This is a genomic window from Advenella kashmirensis WT001 (assembly GCF_000219915.2).
GTDB lineage: Bacteria > Pseudomonadota > Gammaproteobacteria > Burkholderiales > Burkholderiaceae_B > Advenella > Advenella kashmirensis.
In genome coordinates, this window is sequence record NC_017964.1 from 3,385,171 (window position 1) to 3,404,401 (window position 19,231).

The following is a 19,231-nucleotide window of genomic DNA, read 5'->3' on the forward strand; positions in this document are numbered from 1 at the left end:
TTACTCCGCTGACTGAACTGAAAACAACTGCATATGCTCCGCAATGGGACCCAGGGCCAGCGACGGAATGTATGTCAGCGCCCCCATGATCAGCACAACGCCAATAAGCAGAACGCCAAACAGGACGCCATGGGTGGGCATGGTGCCCACATTGACAGGCACCCGCTGTTTTGCTGCCAGATAGCCGGCGACAGCCAGTACTGCGCCAATAACCGCGAACCGTCCTGCAAACATGGCCAACGCCAGCATCAGGTTGTAAAAGACGTTGTTGGCAGACAGGCCGGCGAATGCACTGCCATTGTTATTTGCTGCGGAGGTGAAGGCATACAGCACCTCCGACAGGCCATGTGCACCCGGGTTGCCCAGCGAGGCTACGCCGACATCAAGCACAACAGACAGACCAGTGCCACCCAGGATCAGAAACGGCGGCACCAGCAATGCCAGCGCAATCATTTTCATTTCCTGCATTTCAATTTTCTTACCCAGGTATTCGGGTGTTCGCCCAATCATTAAGCCCGCAATGAACACAGCCAGGATGACGAAAATCAACATGCCATACAAACCGGAACTACCCACCGAACACCACCTCCCCCAGTTGCATCAACAGCAATGGCACCATGCCGCCCAGCGGCATGAATGAATCATGCATGGCCACCACAGCACCGCAAGAGGCTGCCGTTGTTACGGCGGCAAACAGGGCCGAACCCACAATACCGAAGCGCACTTCCTTGCCTTCCATATTGCCACCAGACTGCAGCAAGGCCTGTGCACCCTGGTCAATGGGCAGGCTCGACAACGCAGGATTGGCCTGCTGCTCTGCCAGCAGCACGCACACGGTCAGCACCACGAAAATCACCGACATGGCCGCGTAGATGGTCCAACCCTGTCGGCGATCACCGACCATGCGCCCAAAGCAGAAACACAGGCCGCAGGAATCAGCAGAATCGCGATCATTTGTGCAAAGTTGCTGAATGCACCCGGATTCTCAAAGGGGTGGGCAGAATTGACGTTAAAAAAGCCGCCCCCATTGGTCCCCAGCAACTTGATTGCTTCCTGCGAGGCCACGGGTCCCATGGCAATAGTCTGCTGTCCGCCTTCGAGCGTATCGATGACCAGTGATGGCGAAAAATTCTGGATCACCCCCTGGCTGACGAACACCAGCGCCAGAATGATCGACAGCGGAACCAGTGCATATAACGTTATTCGGGTAATATCCACCCAGAAATTGCCGATATGGTTCTGACTTTTACTTGTGAAACCGCGGATCAATGCAAAAACCACGGCAATTCCCGTCGCTGCCGACAGGAAATTTTGTACCGCCAGCCCGACCATCTGGACCAGGTAACTCATGGTGGTTTCCCCGCCATAGCCCTGCCAGTTGGTATTGGTCACAAAACTGACTGCAGTATTGAAAGCTGAATCTGCAGACACCGCGCCCATATCCTGCGGGTTCAACGGCAACCACTGTTGAACCGTTTGCAACAGAAAGACGGCGAGCAGGCCGACAATATTGAACAGCATTAGCGACAGCAGATAGTGCTTCCATCCCATTTGCACTGTGGGATCCACACCGGAAAATTGATAAATACCGCGCTCCAGCCGATTGAACAACTGTGGGCGCAACGTTGCTGCAGGACGCGCTATCCGGGCCAGCAGCCGGCCAACCGGCGGCGCCAACGCTGTCAGGACAGCCATGAAAAGGACGAGGTTAAGCCAGGCCTGGGTGCTCATATCAGAATTTCTCCGCATTCAACAGTGCGTAAACCAGATAGGCAAGCACCAGCACGGCAACAAATGAGCACAGAAAGAGAAGCATTGTTTCCATGATGGACGATCAATCCGAAAGTAAGGGACACGGCAGATCGTACGAACATTGGTGTAAAAATAAGGTAAAAATTATTTTTTCCTGCAATATCAATATATTGGACCTGATCGGCGCACCAGCAGACTGCGCTTGCCCTGTCAATTGCAACTGTATTGGCGCGGCACCCGCCATACAACCGTGGGCTGCTTGGTCTTTTATGAGCGCGCTAATATGACAATCCTTATATGCCAGTCGCAATTGAATGCGCTAATGCCGCCAACAGCCAGCGCCGCAACCGTATGGCGTGCTCCCGTTTGGCATGGGACAACTTACCGCAACGCTGCCAGATCGGCCACGTCCATTGGGTTAGTCGTTGCTGCGGACCACCAACAGCCGGTTTGATCATCAAATATGGTTTATAAAGGAGCATGCGGGCGCTGCAGCTGCAGTCGCTTGCGCATGACTACTGCCGTTGCAGAATCTTGTAATGAGCGTTGCAAAGCACAGCCGCTTTGCGCGGGCATAGCCCCCCACATGCCGACGCTCATCTTGTGATAAACCAATATTGATGAGACATGAAAAAATACGGTGTATTTGAATCTGCCTGCCCGGGATGGATCACAAGAATACTTGGGATGATCGCCCTGGCACTGGCGATCGGCCTGTTTGCCGGTGCAGTCCGGGCGCAGGATCAGGACACGGCATCCAGGCCGGTAACGGTCGGTGTTTACGAAAGCCCGCCTTTTGTGACACGCGAAAACGGGCAATATGCCGGCATGGCAATCGAGCTTTGGGAGTCTCTGGAAGACAAGCTGGGGCTCACTTCAACCTACCAGAGTTATCCCTCCTACCGTAAACTGATAGAAGCGGTTGGCAGCGGCGAGATAGACGCAGCAGTAACGAACCTCACCATTACCAGGCAACGGGCGCAATCGATTGCGTTTACGCAGCCATGGTATGACTCGGGCCTGAGAATCATGACGCCGAGCAAGGGGTCGGGCTCATTTCAGAATATTATCGACGGACTTTCTGACAGTGGGCATTTGACCACCTTTGCCTGGCTGCTGATTCTCGCCCTGTTTGCGACAGTGATCATTACATTGCTGGATCGCAGGCTGGACAGCGAATTCCCGCGCAGATGGCGCGAAGGCCTGGCTGATAATTTTTTCCATACCATGTCAATCCTGACCACAGGCAAGACGACGCACAAAAACCTGTTTGGCTGGATTGGCCGCATATGGTCGGCGTTATGGATGGTGCTGGGCGTGGCCATCATTGCCTATGTCACTTCATCGATCACAAGCGTCATGACAACAACATCGCTGACAAACCAGATTCATTCGCTGTCGGACCTGTCCGGCAAAACCGTGGGGGTCCTGGGCGGCAGCGTCGGTGAAGACTATGTCCAGAACCTGGGAATCAGGACACAAAACTATGACACCCTGGACGCATCGATCCAGGGCTTGTTATCTGGCGAGGTTGATGCGCTTGTCGGCGATGCACCCGTGCTGGAATACTTCGTGCATTCCCGGCCAGGACAACCCGTTCGCCTGGTAGGCGCCGTATTTCATCCGGACAAGTACGGGTTTGGCTTTCCCTTGCAAAGCGAGCTGTTGCGGCCCGTCACTCTGGAGTTGCTTGGTTTGCATGAGCGCGGCGACATACACAAGTTGCGCGTGAGGTATTTCGGCAATACGCGTTAGCCGGCAGATGCCCCTGCTGGCTGACGTTGCCCGGTGTTTATTCGGAATAGGCCTTGAACTGGCCTGATTGCTCGTCGCGAACGAACAATACACCGGTAGCCACGCCAAAATAGGCACCGTGCAGTTTCAGCAGGCCTGCTTCGACGCGTTCGCGAACGGCTGGAAAGGTCATCAGATTGGCCAGGCTATACTCGACAACGGCCCATTCCAGTTGCCGAATCCAGCTCTCACGATCTTGCGTTGGCGGCCCAATGCGCTCGACTACCGGCGCGATCTGCGACATCCATTTACCAATGAAATCCCGCTTGGATAACGGCGCCGCCTTATTGGCAAACGCCGCCACGCCGCCGCAACTGGCATGGCCCAGCACGACGATATGCTTGACCTGCAGGGCATTGACCCCGAATTCGATGGCGGCACTGGTGCCGTGGTAGGATGACTCGACATCGGTTTCACAGGGGGGCACCAGATTGGCAATATTGCGCACCACGAACATTTCGCCCGGTCCTGCATCAAAGATGGTCTCAGGGGCAACGCGGGAATCCCCACAGCCAATGACCATGATTTCCGGATGCTGGCCACGTTGGCCTAGTTGTTCATAACGCGCGCGCTCACGCTCGAGCCGGCCATGAAGAAAAGAAACATAGCCTTCGGTCAATCGTTGGGGAAACATGTATCGGGTCCTGAATTCAAAATTTAATTTGTGGTTATTTTACTCTTATTTTTTTTCATCCCTGGTGGCCGCGCCACCCATAGCCCAACCTCAGTTAAAACGCATACATTGGCGGTAAAAATCACATAAAAAGCGTAAAAATCATCAAAAATATCTTGACAGCGCCCCAATCATCGCTATACTTCAACCATCAAGGGGAGTAGCTTTCTTCCGCCGCATCGTCATTACGGTTGTCATGCAGTTATCTGCAGACGCCCGGTGCCCGGGCAACACATCCATGTTGCAGCAAGACCTTGCCACCAAGGGCAAGGTCCATCCTCAGATAAATGATGGCCTGTGTCCTTGCGGATCAGGCCGTTTTGTTTTGTCTGACGCTCCTCTCAGACTTGTCGTGCACCCTCCCGGGATGCACGTGTTCGACAGGCGCCCCGATCCGTTTCATTCCAACATTCAATTAGACGGATTCATGGTGAATTATGCTTGAACTTTTACAGACACTAAGCTGGGCAGCGGTATTTCAAATTATCCTGATTGATATCCTGCTGGGCGGCGACAACGCCGTTGTCATTGCGCTGGCCTGCCGCAACCTGCCGAAAAAGCAGCGGATACAGGGCATTCTATGGGGTACCGCCGGCGCCATTGCCCTGCGGGTTGCGTTGATCGCTTTCGCACTGACCCTGCTGACCGTGCCTTTCCTGAAGATCATAGGCGCACTGCTATTGCTTTGGATCGGTATCAAATTGCTGATTCCGGAAGATGACGCGCATGGCAACATCCAGGGTGGGACAACCGTTTTCTCGGCATTCAAAACCATTCTAATCGCTGACTTTGTCATGAGCCTGGATAACGTGATTGCCATTGCCGGTGCAGCCCAGGGTGCGAATCCCGAGCACCAGCTTGGCCTTGTGATCTTCGGCCTGGTCGTTAGCGTTCCAATCATTATCTGGGGTAGTACGCTTGTGCTCAAATTGATCGACCGCTTCCCGAGTGTTGTACTGTTTGGCGCGGCACTGCTGGGCTGGATCGCCGGCGGCATGTTGATCACAGACATCTTCATTGTGGAAAGATTTGGCGAGCCCTCTACCATGATGAAGCTGGCTGCTGAGGTTATCGGCGCCCTGCTGATCGTCGTAGTAGGACGCACGATCGCACAGCGCAAAAAAGCGGCAGCTGCCCTGCGCAACGCGTAATGGAACGTCGTGCGCGCACCGGTCTGACTGGTGCAGGCGCACGACGCGGCATAACGGCGTACATCAGCCGCGATTGAACTGCAGAGCGCCACCAGGCGTGAACCCGGCCAATCGCGGCAGTTTCCTCCAAATTACATATGCGCTTAATGCATATGTAATTTTTTTGCCTGCAGCCTTTGCAAACAGCGGCCCTTGCCCGACTATAGATTATTGAACAATCGCGATGATCATTGGCGCATGCCGATGGCCAGGCGATTGAATGCGCTCATCAAGGCAATGGCAAAGGTCAGGTCGGAAATTTCTGCATCGCTAAAGTGCGCCTTGAGCGGATCAAAATCTTCGTCCGGCGCACTGGTCTTGTCCACATGGGTGAGCGCTTCTGTCCATGCCAGTGCGGCGCGTTCTCGCTCGTTAAAGCGTTCACTGGCACGCCATCCGGCCAGCCCGTCCAGCTTGGCGTCAGCGATATCGCCGGCACGCAGTTCCCTGGTATGCATTTCCAGGCAGAACGCGCAGCCGTTGATCTGCGACATGCGCAACCATACCAGCCCGATCAATTGCTTGCCAAGACTGCTCTTTTCCAGCGCCTTCTTGGTTGCGCCCAATCCCTGATAAGCCTCGGGCGACAAGGTCCAGTAAGGTAAGCGAAGGATACTCATATCAAAAATCTCCGGTGAGTGGTGGGTTGGATCAGGCGGCCACAACAGTGAACGCAACAACAAAAGTGCGATCTGTTGGTTGTCGGGCCGGCGGATCATCTGAGCGATAATAGGACAACAATGGTCTATCGTACAGGTGCAAGAATAAGCCAATCAAATAGTCCATGCCTCATCAAAAGATATGTAATTATTTTGTAATTATGCCTTCGGTTGCATATTCACTTGAAAGCATATATTATGGAGCCCATAAAATGCAGATCAGATTCATCTTTTGACGCTGTCACCCGTTTACAGCGACCTACGTGACAGACCTGCTATCCAAGCGAGTTCGCATCATATTTACGCATTTCATTCATGCAGAGGCCAGATCATGCCCAAAAAATCCAGCAAAGAGACGACGCCCCGTACTGATCGTGATGCCGACAAAAGCGGCAAACGCACACGCACCGCAGCCGACCAGACATTGAAAGTGGCAACTCTCAAAGAATTGCGCAAGGCTACCGGTCACACCCAGGAAGACCTGGCCATTGCGCTGGATATCGGCCAGGGCACCATTTCACGGATAGAAAAACGCAACGACATGCTGGTATCGACGTTGCAGCATTACATCGAAAGCCTGGGCGGCAAGCTGCAAATCGTGGCCGCGTTTACCGATCGCCCATCCATTGTGGTGGAGCGCCTGGGCAAGAAAATACCGCCTCATCAAAAAACCACTCCCATGAGTTCTTCACAAGCTATGACATCTGTTGACACCTGATACACCATGCAAATGCCTTCTACCCCTTACTACCTGATCGACAAATCTGCGCTGTTGCGCAACCTGCAAGTCATCGATTACATCCGCCAGCACTCTGGCGCCAAAGTATTACTGGCGCTCAAGTGCTTTGCCACCTGGTCGGTTTTTGATCTGATGCGCCAGTATATGGATGGTACGACGTCTTCATCCCTGTATGAAGTCAAGCTCGGATACCAGAAATTCGGCGGTGAAACGCACGCGTATAGCGTCGCCTTTGCCGATCATGAAATCGACGAAGTCATCGCCAACTGCGACAAAATCATCTTCAACTCCATCAGTCAGCTCACGCGTTTTGCGTCCGCAGCAGGCGACACACCGGTAGGCCTGCGCGTCAACCCGGGTGTCAGTTGCGCCGGCTTTGATCTGGCCGATCCTGCGCGCCAGTACAGCAGGCTGGGCGAAAGCGATCCGGCACGCATTCTGTCTGTGCTGGACAAACTCGATGGCATCATGATTCATAACAATTGTGAGAATGGCGATTTTGCACGTTTTGATCAGTTGCTTACCCAGGTTGAACAAGACTACGGCGCAATCCTACCTCACCTTAAGTGGGTCAGCCTGGGCGGCGGCATTAGCTTTACCGCACAAGACTATCCGCTGGATGCCTTCTGCGAGCGCCTGCGGCAATTCGCAAAGCAATACAAGGTGCAGGTATATCTGGAGCCGGGCGAGGCTGCCGTGCGCCACAGTACAACGCTGCAGGTCAGCGTCCTGGACATTGTCGTTAACGAGAAGCAGTTGGCGATTGTAGACAGTTCCACCGAAGCCCATATGCTGGACCTGTTGATATACCGTGAAACCGCGCCGGTGGGCCAGGACACCGGGGAACACGCCTACATGGTTTGCGGCAAAACCTGTCTTGCGGGCGATATTTTTGGCGAAGGCCGCTTTACCCGGCCGCTGCAAATTGGTGACCAGATTGCCATTGGCGATGCGGGTGGCTACACCATGGTAAAGAAAAACTGGTTCAACGGCATTCATATGCCTTCCATCGCCGTCAAAGACGAGGATGGCTCCGTGCGCGTCGTGCGCGACTTTTCCTTTGACGACTACGTTAACAGCCTGTCCTAGGACAGTAGCTGCTGGTATTTAACAATTTGGGGGATTATCCAATGAAACGCAACGTTCTGATCATCGGCGCCGGTGGCGTCGCACACGTAGCAGCACACAAATGCGCACAGAACAATATTTTGCTTGGCGACATACATATTGCATCACGCACTGTGGCCAAATGCGAAGCCATTATTGCCTCTATCAAAGACAAAGGCAATAAACACGGCCCCGGCCGGCTGCAGGCGCACGCCCTGGATGCGCTGGACATTGAAGCGACCAAAACGCTGATCCGTGAAACCGGCAGCCAGATTGTCATCAATGTGGGCTCGCCCTTTCTGAACATGTCAGTCATGACTGCCTGCATAGAGACCGGCGCGGCCTATCTGGACACGGCTATTCACGAGGACCCGGACAAGGTATGCGAACCACCACCGTGGTACGGCAATCATGAATGGAAACGACGCGAAGCCTGCAAGAAAGCCGGCGTGACAGCCGTGCTGGGTGTTGGTTTCGACCCTGGCGTGGTCAATGCCTATGGCCGTTTTGCGCTGGACACCTATTTTGACCAGGTCAACTCCATTGACATTATCGATATTAACGCCGGCAGCCACGGTCGTTACTTTGCTACCAACTTCGATCCAGAGATCAACTTCCGTGAGTTCACCTCTACCGTCTGGTCCTGGGAGCAGAACCGCTGGAAAGCCAGCAAGATGTTCGAGCATCGCCAGCAATGGGAAATGCCCGTGGTTGGCAATCACACAACCTACCTGACCGGTCATGACGAGCTGCATTCCATGTCAAAAAACCTGGGTGTTCCCAACATCCGGTTCTGGATGGGTTTTGGCGACCATTACATCAATGTATTTAATGTCTTGAACAGCCTGGGCCTGCTCTCTGAAAAACCCATCCGTACGGCAGAGGGAGATGAAATCGTGCCGCTCAAAGTGGTCAAGGCTGTGCTGCCCGATCCTGCGTCACTAGCCCCGGGATACACGGGTAAAACATGCATTGGCGACTTGGTAAAAGGCACGAAGAACGGTATGCCGCAGGAAGTACTCATTTATAACATTTGTGATCATGAAGAGAGCTACGAGGAAGTGGGCAGCCAGGCCATTTCATACACTGCCGGCGTACCCGTTGTTGCAGCAGCCATGTTGATTGCCGACGGCACATGGGACGTCGGGCACATGGTCAACGTAGAAGAACTTGATCCCGCACCGTTTATTGAGCTCATGAACCGGATGGGGCTGGTTACGCGCGTACGCGACGAAAAGGGCGATCGCGTGCTGGAGCCGCAAAAAGAACTGTTGATGCTGACCGCTGAAGAGGAATCGGACAGCACGGTGGCATTCGACTATTTTTCTCATGACCAGGCCGTACTTGCAAAAAACCCGCCGTCCCGACAGCAAAACATGATGACAACGCGGCAACGCCTGAGCGGCTGATTGTCAGCCGGATGGGTTGCTGTAAATAATCAAAACGTAAGCAATCAATGCGTAAGTAATGAAAGCGTCAGCCCCTATCCTGTTGCGGGGGTTGACGCTTTCATGCAGTGGCTCCATTACCCGTGGGCTTAAACTGCGAGCCTGGCCTTCAATGCTTCAAATTCAGTGGGGTGCGACTGCTGCACGAGCGCCAATAGACGCTCGATAGACTCCAGTTCCTTTTGAGCAGACTCCAGATACCCGTTCTGCTTTAGTCTTTTGTAGATATCAATCTGCTCTATCAGCCCATCACGATCGAATGTCAGTTCAGCGTTCACCAATTTACTCTCCGCCATATATATTGATACCGAGCAGAGAGTCTATTACATAGACAAGTCATATTTATTACAAGGCCCGCTCTTTGTTTGACCATAGACAACTTGTCGCGATAAACCACTGCCCCTTGTCGACAAAAAGTATAAATCATCAAAAAAGAACATGCATAGCAACGCTGGGCATGTCAGACAAATCACATTATTAAATCTGTTCTTTTTATTTTGATATTCGGTCCTTGATCCATTTTGCTTTTAGCCTAAGGACAAATCATGCTCGCTTATTGACCCGTGAACGCGGGTTGCTGCAGTGTCTGCGGTACGGAGGCCTCCGCTGGCAGTTGGTTCCACCAATCGCCCAGCGCATCTATCAGCGGCACGAGCCCCTGCCCTGCCGCCGTCAGGGAATATTCCACACGCAAGGGATAGCCCTCAAACACCTTGCGCTGGACAATGCCGGCATTTTCCAGTTTGCGCAATTCAAACGTGAGCATCTTATGCGAGACCGTTGGATTGTCGCGCTTCAGATCACTGAATCGCTTGACGCCGTCTTTCAGATAATAGACCAGCAGCGTCGGCCAGCGCCCGCTCAATACCTGCATGACTTCTTCGATGGGACAGTAAGAGACCAGATCTTTCATGATGCCTCCGATAGTGGTTACCAAAAAGTGCGTAATTTACATGGAACTGAATATGCATCGATAATGCATGCGCAAGCCACACTGGCTATCACACATGAATTACGGAGAATATTTGATGGAACCGATTTTACTCTATGGCGTTCCCGCCGGCAGCTCCATGGGACTGATTGCAGCCATGGAATGGCTGGGCAAGCCATATCGCCTGTGCCGGGTAGACATGCTGAGCGAAATGCAGGAGCCGGCCTATCTGCGCATCAATCCCAGGAGGGAAACGCCGGTCCTTATTACCGATCAGGGACAAGTCCTGACCGAGACCATGGCGATTGCCAACTGGCTGCAGGACCGCGACACCGAAAGACGGATCAGCTTTGCACCCAGGTCTGCTGAGACTGATCGCATGCATCAGCTCATGGCCTTTATCAACACGGGGTTCACCGGCGCTTTTGTCCCGCTGTGGCAGGCATGGGAAATGGAAAACCCCGACCCGCAAGTAAAAATGATATTACAGCAAGTGGGCAATGCCGGCGTCATCAATCGTCACGACAAACTGGAGCAAATGGTCGGCGACAACCCGTTCCTGCTAGGCGCGCACCCCTGTCTGGCCGATGCCATTTTCATAGGCGTAGCCCGATGGCTGGCAATCCACCAGGTGGCCGAGCCCACCCGATGGCCCAAAATTGCTGCCATGCGCGAGCGCATTAGCCGCACACCTGCTGTCTCCTTTGCAACTGCAATAGAAAATGGCGAAACGCCGGCAGGTTCCGGTGCGTTCCTGGGACACGTGGCGCTGCGTGAAGTGATTGAACGGTTTGGTGCGTGATTGAAACGATGGAGGGTCCGCGTGCGCGGGCCTCGTTGCGCAACAATATGCAAACGGCGCGCTGCGTATACAGCACGCTACAGTTGAGCGAACTGGATCTGACTAAAACTCTGTGCCGTATTCACTGATAGAAGACGAAGTCGGGCAGGAACCCGATCAAATCTCCAGAAACAACTCGGCTACCGTAGAGCGTAGCCAGCGATTCCCCGGATCCTGGTGATAGCGTTCATGCCAGTGTTGCTTGATGGAGAAATCCGGGAATCTGTAGGGAGGTGCAAGCGCCTTGACGTGCGCAATGTTGACCAGTATTTTGGCAACCCGCCCGGGAAGCGTGGCCATCAGATCGGTGTTGGCCAGCAGATTACCGACGCCAGGAAGCGTAGGCAACGACAGGGCAACTTTACGCTGTGTTCCCTGACGTTTCAGTTCCCGTTCGACAATCTCGTTTCCGGTACCCGGCGCTATGAGAACAACATGCCGCTCACTTTTGAACCTGCTTTGGGTCAGTCTGGCATCAATACGCGGATGGTCGCGTCGCACCACGCAGGCAAAACCATCCTTGAACAACTTCTGCTGATAAAAACCAGCCTCAAGTTCGGGCATATACCCGATAGCCAGGTCTGCATCCCCTGATTCCAGCAATTTTCCGGTATCCGCCTTGATACGCAGAACTTCAATCTGGACATTGGGTGCCACCCTGGCCACCTTATTCATCATTGCCGGCATAAATTCAAGATGACTGATGTCCGTCATGGATATTCTGAACGTCCTGTATGACGATGCCGGATCAAACTCCGCCTGCTGCTGAGTGGCTAGCTGCAGCAATTGCAGAGCCTGGCGCAGTTGCGGCACGAGCATGGCAGCCCGCGGGGTTGGCATCATCCCATTCCCGGTGCGTACGAACAGCTGATCATTGAAGCGGCGCCGCAACCGTGCGAGCGCCAGGCTGACCGACGTCTGTGGGATGCCGAGATTCTCTCCTGCCCGACTGACGCTGCGGGTCTTGTATATCTCATCAAATACGGCTAGTAGCTTCATGTCCATTATTTAATTTCCTGCTAGCGTGTATTACCTATCCTCGATCGACGCAATGATACCCGGTCCATAAAATGCACACAAGAACCAGACATATCTGGCACAACCAGCCAGTCTCCAGGAGACATAACATGAAATCGATCGCACTTCGACTTTTCTTTCTCGCCACACTCGCAATCACCGGCTCTAGCGCACTTGCAAACAATTGGCCTGCCGGGCCCGTGAGTATCGTCGTTCCTTTTGATGCCGGCTCTACCCCGGACTTTACTGCTCGCCTTATTGGTGAGCGCCTGGCGGCAAAATTACAGCAGCCCTTCGTGGTGGAGAACAAGAGCGGAGCAGCCGGCAACATCGGAACCAACGTCGTTGCCAAAGCCCACGCCGATGGACAAACGATTGGCGTCAGCATTGCGGGTGCACTGGGCGTCAATGCCCTATTATTCAGGAGCATGCCGTACGACGTGGCCAGGGACATCGAATTGGTCACCGTGGCCGTGTCACAACCATCGGTACTGGTAGTCGGATCCAAACTGGCCACGACCGATACCAAGCAGTTGGCCGCCTTGATGAAAACGGACTCGAAACTGAGTTTCGCATCTATCGGCGCTGGATCGATTTCGCATCTGGCAATGGCAGCCCTGGTTGCTCAAACAGGGGGCGATGCCGTCCATGTACTACAGGGGATCGGGTGCCGCGGTCACGGCGGTTCTTTCGGGTGATGTCGACATGGCGCTGCTGCCCGCAGCAGCGGTGATGCCACATGTTAAGGCAGGCAAACTACGGGCATTGGCAGTTGCCTCGCCTGCCAGGTCGCCTTCGCTTCCCGATATACCCACATTAGCCGAAAGTGGTCTGCCCAACATAAAGGGAGATGCCTGGATCGGCCTTATTGCGCCAGCCAATACCCCCTCTTCCATTATCAATACCTTGCATGAAAATGTGCTTCAGATCCTGGCCGAACCGGCAGTCCAGAGCAGACTTCGCACCCAGTACATGGATCCGGTGGGTAACTCGCAAGCGGATTTCAGCAAGCTCCTGCAAGAGGATTTGGCACGCTGGAAGCAGGTTGTCGAACAGAACCATATCAAACTTGATTAACACTTAGACAAGGACAGTATTCATGACGACTTTACCATCGACCTTGCTGGAGCCATCGCGAAATCTGCCGGTTTTTGGCGAGTATGACGTTGTTGTCATCGGCGGCGGTCCCGCCGGACTTGCCGCTGCGGCCAGTGCTGCACGCCATGGCGCCCAAACACTGCTGGTGGAATCTTATGGCTTTCTTGGAGGCATGGGTACCGCAGGCGGCGTGACTAACTTTGCAGGCCTTTACGGTCGCCACAACGGTCAAATGCAGCAGTTGGTGCGCGGCGCAGTAGACGATCTGCTGTCGCGCATTGAAGCGCTGGGCGGACTGAACCAGCCTCAGGATGGAATGCAAGGTCGCATCAGGGTGCGCTCGTACGATACGTCCATATACAAATGTGCGGCCGACCAATGGATGCTGGCTTGCCGGGTAAACATATTATTTCACGCCCGTGCCTGCGCCGTGCTTATGGAAGATAACCGCATCAACGCCCTGGTGGTCGAGACCAAATCAGGCAGGCAGGCAATCCGAGCCAACATTTTCGTTGACTGCTCAGGCGACGCAGACGTGGCCGTATTTGCCGGCGTGGCCCATGAAATAGGCGACGGACACGGCAGTGGACTCTTTCCGACGACGATGTTCCGTGTCGGCCATGTGGACGCCTCGCAGGCACTGCCTGCAGTCGGTGAATTCAAGGCCATCAACGACTTTATGGAACGTGCGCAACGGGAACATCCGGGACGGTATCGCTTCCCGCGAGACGGCGCGATTCTCAGGCCGCAAATCCATTCGTCTGAATGGCGGGCCAATGTCACTCAAATTGCCAATGCCGAGGGTCGCGCCTGAACGCAGTGGACGCCAATGAGCTGAGTGCCGGCGAGGTAGAAGGCAGACGCCAGGTGCTTGCCTACTTCCAGTTTCTTCGAGAACAGATTCCGGGTTTCTCCGAGGCGCGCATCGTCGAAATCGCGCCACAGATCGGCATCCGTGAGACGCGTCGCGTTCAGGGATGTTACGCGTTGAAGGGTGACGATATCATCGGTTCTGCCCGCTTTGATGACAGGATCGGCATAAACGCGTGGCCCATGGAATTGCATCAATCCGGCGGTATTTCATGGGGATTCCCATCAGATCCAGACCGGGCATACAACGATCTGCCGTGGCGAATGCTGGTACCCGTACAAGTGCAAAACCTGCTGGTTGCGGGCCGCTGTGCCTCAATGACACATGAAGGGCAGTCTGCAGCCAGGGCCAGCGGCGCATGCTTCGTGATGGGTCAGGCTGCCGGCACCGCCGCCGCAATGGCTGGCACAACACCGTTGCAAACGTTTGATCCAGCACATCTGCAGCAGGCCTTGCGTACGGACGGGTGCCTGCTGGAGCCATAATACGACGATGGGCAATGCCGCTTGGTTCATGCGCGCAACACGACCGATCCGCAGCACATCCGCACAACGGGGGCAATACGCTTACAAAGTGGCAGCAGGATTGGACAGTATCGCCAACAGAAGACTACATAGCTGATTCAGCATCGTACTCATGCGCGACTTCTCGCAAGCAATTCAAGGCCAGGCGTAAGGCATGCGACATGAACGCTTCCTTGCTCCAGTACATGGCAACGGCACCTGATCCGGACAAGCGCATTGGCAGGATTCTGAGGACATTCATCTGTGCCAGCCGCAGGGAGGCTCGAACCGAGGCCACACCGATCATGTCACTATTGTTCAGGAACATAAGATTGGCTGTAACGGAATTGGTCTCTATCGTGTCCTGCGCCAGGTTCTGCCCTGCTGCCACCAGCGCAACATCCAGTGCATTACGCACCGGCGTGCCTTTTGGCCAGACCAACCAGCGATAAGCATGTAAATCCGACCAGCGCAGCGGATCAACTTGCAAAAGCGGGTGCCCTGGACGTACAACAAAGTGGATTCCGTCAAAGAACAGATTCTCAGCCTCCAGAGTCGGGCTGGCCAGATCCGTATCGGCACGACCCAACACGATGTCCAGCGCCCCCTGCTGCAGTTGGGAAATCAATCGGTCAGTGGTTCCTTCGACAAGATTCACCCGGGCCTTTGGCATACGTGTCAGCAGACGCATAATGGCCAGCGGTACGGTGTCAGATGCAGCAACCCCGCTGGCGCCGATTATGACCCGGCCGCTACCGCCTTCACGCAGCATGTCCATATCACTGCTGGCGCGATCCAGCTGAATATCGATTTGTCTGGCGTGGGCAATCAGCATCTCGCCATAGGGCGTCGGAATCAGGCCGCGTGCATGGCGCTCGAATAAGGGCAAGCCAATATCTTCCTCAAGATCTTTCAACCATTTGGACAGCCCTGGCTGGGTTGTATGCAGTTTGGCTGCGGAATGGCTTATGTTGTGCGTTTGCGCCAGACTAAGCAGCATTTTTACGTGGCGCAGTCGCAGCCGGTGGGTCCAATCCATAATGGGCTCAGATAATAGGGTTCGGATAACAGAGCTTAGGTATATTGTTTTTTATATGAATGATAATAATATTTCATTTTAAATTATATGCCTATACAGCCATAATGGGTGAAAACGTGGCAATAGAAGGAGACAACCATGACGACACAACAACCGCAGAGCGCCATTATCGTGGGTGGCGGCATCGGTGGCCTTGCGGCTGCCTTGGCTTTGACCCGTCAAGGTATTCAGGTGCAGTTGCTGGAGCAGGCGTCACAGATTGGTGAAATCGGCGCCGGCATTCAATTGGGACCCAATGCCTTCTCAGCCCTTGACGCACTGGGTGTCGGCGAAGCGGCCAGGCAATGCGCCGTCTTTACCGATCACATCATTATGATGGACGCAGTTGACAATACCGAGGTTTTGCGTGTCCAGACCGGCGAGCAGTTCCGCGACCGTTTCAACGGCCCTATGCGGTGATTCACCGGGCTGACATTCACGGTGCCATTTTGAACGGAGTACAAAACGATCCGCTGATCTCGTTTCAAACCTCCACACAGATCAAGACCTTCACCCAGACAGACCAATACGCGCAGGTGACGGATGCGGAGGGCAACGTTTTCCGGGCGGATGTCGTGATCGGCTGTGATGGCGTTAAATCCGTTGTACGTGATCACCTGATCGGTGACGCCACCCGTGTGACCGGCCATGTGGTCTACCGTGCTGTCGTAGATAAAGAAAACATGCCGGACGACTTGCGTATCAACGCGCCGGTATTATGGGCGGGGCCCCGGTGCCATCTCGTACATTACCCATTGCGAGGCGGCGAACAATACAACCTGGTCGTCACCTTTCACAGTCGGCAACAGGAACAATGGGGTGCGCGTGATGGTAGTCAGGAAGAAGTGCTTTCCTATTTCGAAGGCATACATGAACGCCCCAGGCAGTTGCTTGATCTGCCAACCTCCTGGCGCCGCTGGGCTACGGCGGACCGCGAGCCGGTCCCGCACTGGAGCGTTGGCCGTGCAACCCTTTTGGGAGATGCGGCACATCCCATGTCGCAATACATGGCCCAGGGCGCTTGCATGGCCCTGGAAGACGCCGTCACGCTCGGCTTATCCATTGAGCAGTGCCGCGGCGACTTGCCTGGCGCTTTCAAGCTTTATGAGTCCTTGCGCATACCGCGCAGCGCCCGTGTCGTCTGGTCCACGCGCGAGATGGGACGAATTTATCATGCGGCAGGTGTAGAGCGTGCTGTTCGAAACTCACTTTGGAAAGACACACCACAATCTCGTTTCTATGACAACCTGCAGTGGTTATACGGCTGGAATGCACAAAACTGCATGCAAGGCTATCGGCTTTGACGGCCACCCTCAACAAATAAAAAATTCCAGGAGACAAACCATGTTTTTTCGCAAACGCCGTACCCTGATGGCAGCTGCGCTTGCCATTAGTTGCCTGACCAGCACTGCATGGGGGCAGGCATCCGACTATCCTCAAAAGACCGTTACACTGTACACAGCCTTTTCCATTGGCAGTGGTCCTGACGTAGTGCTGCGCATCCTGAGCCAGGAACTTGGCAAGAAGTGGAAGCAGCCGGTGGTGGTCGAAAACCGCCCAGGCGGTGGCGGCTTCATTGCATTGGAAGCGGTAAGCAAACGGGCGCCCGATGGCTATTCCCTGCTACAACTGGATAGCGAGCATATTTCGGCGCTGCCGCATTTGTATAAAGCCCGTCACTACTTTCCACTGGAGAAGTTTGATCTGGTCGCGCCTTTATTTTATACACCGTTCATGATCGCCGTCAGTGAAAAATCACCCTGGAAAAATCTGACCGAGCTGATCGCAGCGGCTAAAAAAAGCCCCGACAGTGTTACCTATGGGTCGTGGTTTGTGGGCAGTCCTGGCCACCTTGGTGGGCAATGGCTGGACTCGCTGACAAACACCAAGATGCTGCACATTCCCTACAAGGAAGTTAGCCAACTGTATACCGCGGTAGCCAATGCAGAAGTGGACTGGGCATTTGGCACCATCCCGTCCACCCGACCGGTGTACGACAGCGGCAAACTGCGCTATTTGGCGATCGCTGCTCCCGAAAGGCACACACTGTATCCCAATGTACCCACCGTAGCAGAAGCCGGCGGGCCTGGCGAACTGGACGTCAATTCGATCGTATCGCTTGTCGCACCCAAAGGCATCCCTGTAGAAATACGTGACAAGATCCACGCTGATATTGCAGAGGTACTGCGTGACCCCGAAGTACGCAAGCGTTTTGATTCCTTTGCCTTCGAGCCGCTGAGCTGGACGTTGACGCAATTGCGCGAACGTCTTGACCAAAAATCGGCCACGTACAAAGACCTGATAGATAGCGCCAACATCAGTTTGGATTAAACATATAGGAACCAATTGCCATGAATGTGATTAATGCCATTCCCTCGCCTGTCCGGTTAACTGCCAGCGCCTCCCCGGGTCAACCGGAACCCACACCAGAACTGAAACAGCTCTACCGCGGTTTTGAGCGCGAGATGCTGGTGCCTTTGTGGACAGAAATTGGTGATTTGATGCCGATGCATCCAAAAAGTAAGGCCAGTGCCACGTGTGGCGTTGGGATCGGCTGGTGCAATTGGCCGAAGAAGCCGGCCGTATCGTACCGGTAGGCCGCGGCGGCGAACGCCGCGCCATTGCCCTGGCCAACCCCTCGCTTGGAGGACGCCCCTTTGCCACACCCACGCTTTGGGCAGCCATCCAGTATCTGATGCCTGGCGAAGATGCACCAGAACATCGCCATACCCAGCACGCCTTTCGGTTCATCGTAGAGGGCGAAGGCGTCTGGACTGTGGTCAATGGCGATTCCGTGCGCATGTCGCGTGGCGATTTTCTGCCCCAGGGGGGCTGGAACTGGCACGCCCACCATAATGCGTCGATCGAACCCATGGCATGGATCGACGGTTTGGACATTCCTTTTGCCTCCTATACGGAATCGCAGTTTTTCGAAGTCGGACGCCACAAGCTTGACCCTCAGGAATACATCAAACCGGCCAGGTCACGCTCCGAACGCCTGTGGGCACATCCGGCTTGCGCCCTGTATCGCAACAGGAAGATCAGCCCACCACGCCTTTACTGGCCTACCGCTGGGAAGACACAAATCTGGCACTGAGCGAACAGCTCGCACTGGAAGAAGAAGGCTACAGCGCTACGCTAAGCCCAGGCCATGCCGCCGTGCGCTACACCAATCCGATGAATGGCCGTGACGTGCTTCCTACTATTCGCTGTGAGATGCACCGCATACGCAGCGGCGCGCATACGCGAACCAAGCGCGAGGTCGGCTCATCGGTGATCCAGGTATTCGATGGACAGGGAAGTGTTACCGTCGGCGAACACCAATGGGAGGTCAAGCGTGGCGACATGTTTGTTATACCCTCATGGCAGCCTTTTACCGCCCTATGCGCTGCAGACCAGTCATCGCTGGACCTTTTCCGTTTCAGCGACGCTCCTATTTTCGAAGCAGTGCATGCCTATCGCGAACAGTTCGACACGCCCTGACGTGCCGGGCAGAGGGCCCGCCAGCCTTGCTTACTCGCTCTTTCACC

Annotated in this window: 16 protein-coding genes and 4 pseudogenes; 12 read left to right on the plus strand and 8 right to left on the minus strand. The window is 54.6% G+C overall.

Annotated features, from left to right (window positions below):
* A pseudogene (gene kdpA, locus TKWG_RS27245) lies at positions 1–1,749 on the minus strand (potassium-transporting ATPase subunit KdpA).
* Entirely contained in the window at positions 1,733–1,825 is a 93-nt protein-coding gene (locus tag TKWG_RS22710) for a potassium-transporting ATPase subunit F (protein WP_081489317.1), read from the minus strand. Before TKWG_RS22710 ends, kdpA begins: the two are co-directional and overlap by 17 nt.
* A 554-nt stretch (positions 1,826–2,379) precedes the next feature.
* Here TKWG_RS22710 and TKWG_RS15900 point away from each other — a divergent pair.
* Entirely contained in the window at positions 2,380–3,507 is a 1,128-nt protein-coding gene (locus tag TKWG_RS15900; protein ID WP_202947722.1) for a transporter substrate-binding domain-containing protein, read from the plus strand.
* A gap of 37 nt (positions 3,508–3,544) precedes the next feature.
* Here TKWG_RS15900 and TKWG_RS15905 read toward each other — a convergent pair whose 3' ends face one another.
* Entirely contained in the window at positions 3,545–4,180 is a 636-nt protein-coding gene (locus TKWG_RS15905) for a carbonic anhydrase (protein ID WP_014751820.1), read from the minus strand.
* A 476-nt stretch (positions 4,181–4,656) separates the two neighbouring features.
* Between TKWG_RS15905 and TKWG_RS15910 the strand changes: the two genes are divergently transcribed.
* On the plus strand, positions 4,657–5,370 hold the full coding sequence (locus TKWG_RS15910; protein WP_014751821.1) for a TerC family protein: 714 nt from the start codon (positions 4,657–4,659) through the stop codon (positions 5,368–5,370).
* Positions 5,371–5,597: 227 nt separating this feature from the next.
* On the opposite strand, the gene TKWG_RS15915 is transcribed toward TKWG_RS15910, so the two are convergent.
* Positions 5,598–6,029, minus strand: a complete 432-nt coding sequence (locus TKWG_RS15915) for a carboxymuconolactone decarboxylase family protein (RefSeq protein WP_014751822.1) — start codon at positions 6,027–6,029, stop codon at positions 5,598–5,600.
* 370 nt (positions 6,030–6,399) lie between these two features.
* On the opposite strand from TKWG_RS15915, the gene TKWG_RS15920 reads away from it, so the two are divergent.
* From TKWG_RS15920 to TKWG_RS15930, 3 genes are read left to right on the plus strand one after another with little or no spacing between them, the layout of a single operon-like run.
* Entirely contained in the window at positions 6,400–6,786 is a 387-nt protein-coding gene (locus TKWG_RS15920) for a helix-turn-helix domain-containing protein (RefSeq protein ID WP_014751823.1), read from the plus strand.
* A 12-nt stretch (positions 6,787–6,798) separates the two neighbouring features.
* Complete coding sequence (locus TKWG_RS15925; protein WP_014751824.1) at positions 6,799–7,896, plus strand: carboxynorspermidine decarboxylase; 1,098 nt, start codon at positions 6,799–6,801, stop codon at positions 7,894–7,896.
* A gap of 41 nt (positions 7,897–7,937) precedes the next feature.
* Positions 7,938–9,323 carry a saccharopine dehydrogenase family protein gene (locus TKWG_RS15930; protein ID WP_014751825.1) on the plus strand — a complete coding sequence of 462 codons (1,386 nt, stop codon included), beginning with the start codon at positions 7,938–7,940 and terminating at the stop codon, positions 9,321–9,323.
* Between the two features lie 128 nt (positions 9,324–9,451).
* Here the strand turns inward: TKWG_RS15930 and TKWG_RS15935 are convergent, their stop codons facing one another.
* The gene (locus TKWG_RS15935; protein ID WP_148274556.1) at positions 9,452–9,640 is read right to left on the minus strand and encodes a hypothetical protein; all 189 of its coding nucleotides are present in this window, start codon (positions 9,638–9,640) and stop codon (positions 9,452–9,454) included.
* Between the two features lie 275 nt (positions 9,641–9,915).
* Positions 9,916–10,275 carry a winged helix-turn-helix transcriptional regulator gene (locus tag TKWG_RS15940; protein ID WP_014751827.1) on the minus strand — a complete coding sequence of 120 codons (360 nt, stop codon included), beginning with the start codon at positions 10,273–10,275 and terminating at the stop codon, positions 9,916–9,918.
* A gap of 115 nt (positions 10,276–10,390) precedes the next feature.
* On the opposite strand from TKWG_RS15940, the gene TKWG_RS15945 reads away from it, so the two are divergent.
* Entirely contained in the window at positions 10,391–11,095 is a 705-nt protein-coding gene (locus TKWG_RS15945; protein ID WP_014751828.1) for a glutathione S-transferase family protein, read from the plus strand.
* Positions 11,096–11,251: 156 nt separating this feature from the next.
* Here the strand turns inward: TKWG_RS15945 and TKWG_RS15950 are convergent, their stop codons facing one another.
* A complete protein-coding gene (locus TKWG_RS15950; RefSeq protein WP_014751829.1) occupies positions 11,252–12,139 on the minus strand; it encodes a LysR family transcriptional regulator in 888 nt (295 codons plus the stop codon).
* 122 nt (positions 12,140–12,261) lie between these two features.
* On the opposite strand from TKWG_RS15950, the pseudogene TKWG_RS26645 reads away from it, so the two are divergent.
* Positions 12,262–13,228 (plus strand): annotated as a pseudogene (locus TKWG_RS26645) (Bug family tripartite tricarboxylate transporter substrate binding protein).
* Positions 13,229–13,250: 22 nt separating this feature from the next.
* Positions 13,251–14,605, plus strand: a pseudogene (locus TKWG_RS15960) (FAD-dependent oxidoreductase).
* 124 nt (positions 14,606–14,729) lie between these two features.
* Here the strand turns inward: TKWG_RS15960 and TKWG_RS15965 are convergent.
* Positions 14,730–15,662: a LysR substrate-binding domain-containing protein gene (locus TKWG_RS15965; RefSeq protein ID WP_014751832.1), complete on the minus strand. Its 933-nt coding sequence runs from the start codon at positions 15,660–15,662 to the stop codon at positions 14,730–14,732.
* Positions 15,663–15,800: 138 nt separating this feature from the next.
* On the opposite strand from TKWG_RS15965, the pseudogene TKWG_RS15970 reads away from it, so the two are divergent.
* The 4 genes and pseudogenes from TKWG_RS15970 to TKWG_RS27550 all read left to right on the plus strand — a co-directional run bounded on the left by TKWG_RS15970 (position 15,801) and on the right by TKWG_RS27550 (position 19,184).
* Positions 15,801–17,005 (plus strand): annotated as a pseudogene (locus TKWG_RS15970) (3-hydroxybenzoate 6-monooxygenase).
* A 40-nt stretch (positions 17,006–17,045) separates the two neighbouring features.
* Positions 17,046–18,032 (plus strand): Bug family tripartite tricarboxylate transporter substrate binding protein, encoded by a 987-nt coding sequence (locus tag TKWG_RS15975; RefSeq protein ID WP_014751833.1) that lies wholly within the window; start codon positions 17,046–17,048, stop codon positions 18,030–18,032.
* 205 nt (positions 18,033–18,237) lie between these two features.
* Positions 18,238–18,798, plus strand: a complete 561-nt coding sequence (locus tag TKWG_RS27545) for a cupin domain-containing protein (RefSeq protein WP_238534201.1) — start codon at positions 18,238–18,240, stop codon at positions 18,796–18,798.
* Positions 18,717–19,184, plus strand: coding sequence for a cupin domain-containing protein (locus tag TKWG_RS27550; protein ID WP_238534202.1), 468 nt, complete (start codon positions 18,717–18,719; stop codon positions 19,182–19,184). Before TKWG_RS27545 ends, TKWG_RS27550 begins: the two co-directional genes overlap by 82 nt.
* Positions 19,185–19,231: the final 47 nt, after the last annotated feature.

Excerpts from the sequence above, each read along its gene's own strand:
- TKWG_RS22710 (WP_081489317.1), bottom strand. The coding sequence starts at position 1,825 with ATGGAAACAATGCTTCTCTTTCTGTGCTCATTTGTTGCCGTGCTGGTG.
- TKWG_RS15900 (WP_202947722.1), top strand. The coding sequence starts at position 2,380 with ATGAAAAAATACGGTGTATTTGAATCTGCCTGCCCGGGATGGATCACA.
- TKWG_RS15905 (WP_014751820.1), bottom strand. The coding sequence starts at position 4,180 with ATGTTTCCCCAACGATTGACCGAAGGCTATGTTTCTTTTCTTCATGGC.
- TKWG_RS15910 (WP_014751821.1), top strand. The coding sequence starts at position 4,657 with ATGCTTGAACTTTTACAGACACTAAGCTGGGCAGCGGTATTTCAAATT.
- TKWG_RS15915 (WP_014751822.1), bottom strand. The coding sequence starts at position 6,029 with ATGAGTATCCTTCGCTTACCTTACTGGACCTTGTCGCCCGAGGCTTAT.
- TKWG_RS15920 (WP_014751823.1), top strand. The coding sequence starts at position 6,400 with ATGCCCAAAAAATCCAGCAAAGAGACGACGCCCCGTACTGATCGTGAT.
- TKWG_RS15925 (WP_014751824.1), top strand. The coding sequence starts at position 6,799 with ATGCCTTCTACCCCTTACTACCTGATCGACAAATCTGCGCTGTTGCGC.
- TKWG_RS15930 (WP_014751825.1), top strand. The coding sequence starts at position 7,938 with ATGAAACGCAACGTTCTGATCATCGGCGCCGGTGGCGTCGCACACGTA.
- TKWG_RS15940 (WP_014751827.1), bottom strand. The coding sequence starts at position 10,275 with ATGAAAGATCTGGTCTCTTACTGTCCCATCGAAGAAGTCATGCAGGTA.
- TKWG_RS15945 (WP_014751828.1), top strand. The coding sequence starts at position 10,391 with ATGGAACCGATTTTACTCTATGGCGTTCCCGCCGGCAGCTCCATGGGA.
- TKWG_RS15950 (WP_014751829.1), bottom strand. The coding sequence starts at position 12,139 with ATGGACATGAAGCTACTAGCCGTATTTGATGAGATATACAAGACCCGC.
- TKWG_RS15965 (WP_014751832.1), bottom strand. The coding sequence starts at position 15,662 with ATGGATTGGACCCACCGGCTGCGACTGCGCCACGTAAAAATGCTGCTT.
- TKWG_RS15975 (WP_014751833.1), top strand. The coding sequence starts at position 17,046 with ATGTTTTTTCGCAAACGCCGTACCCTGATGGCAGCTGCGCTTGCCATT.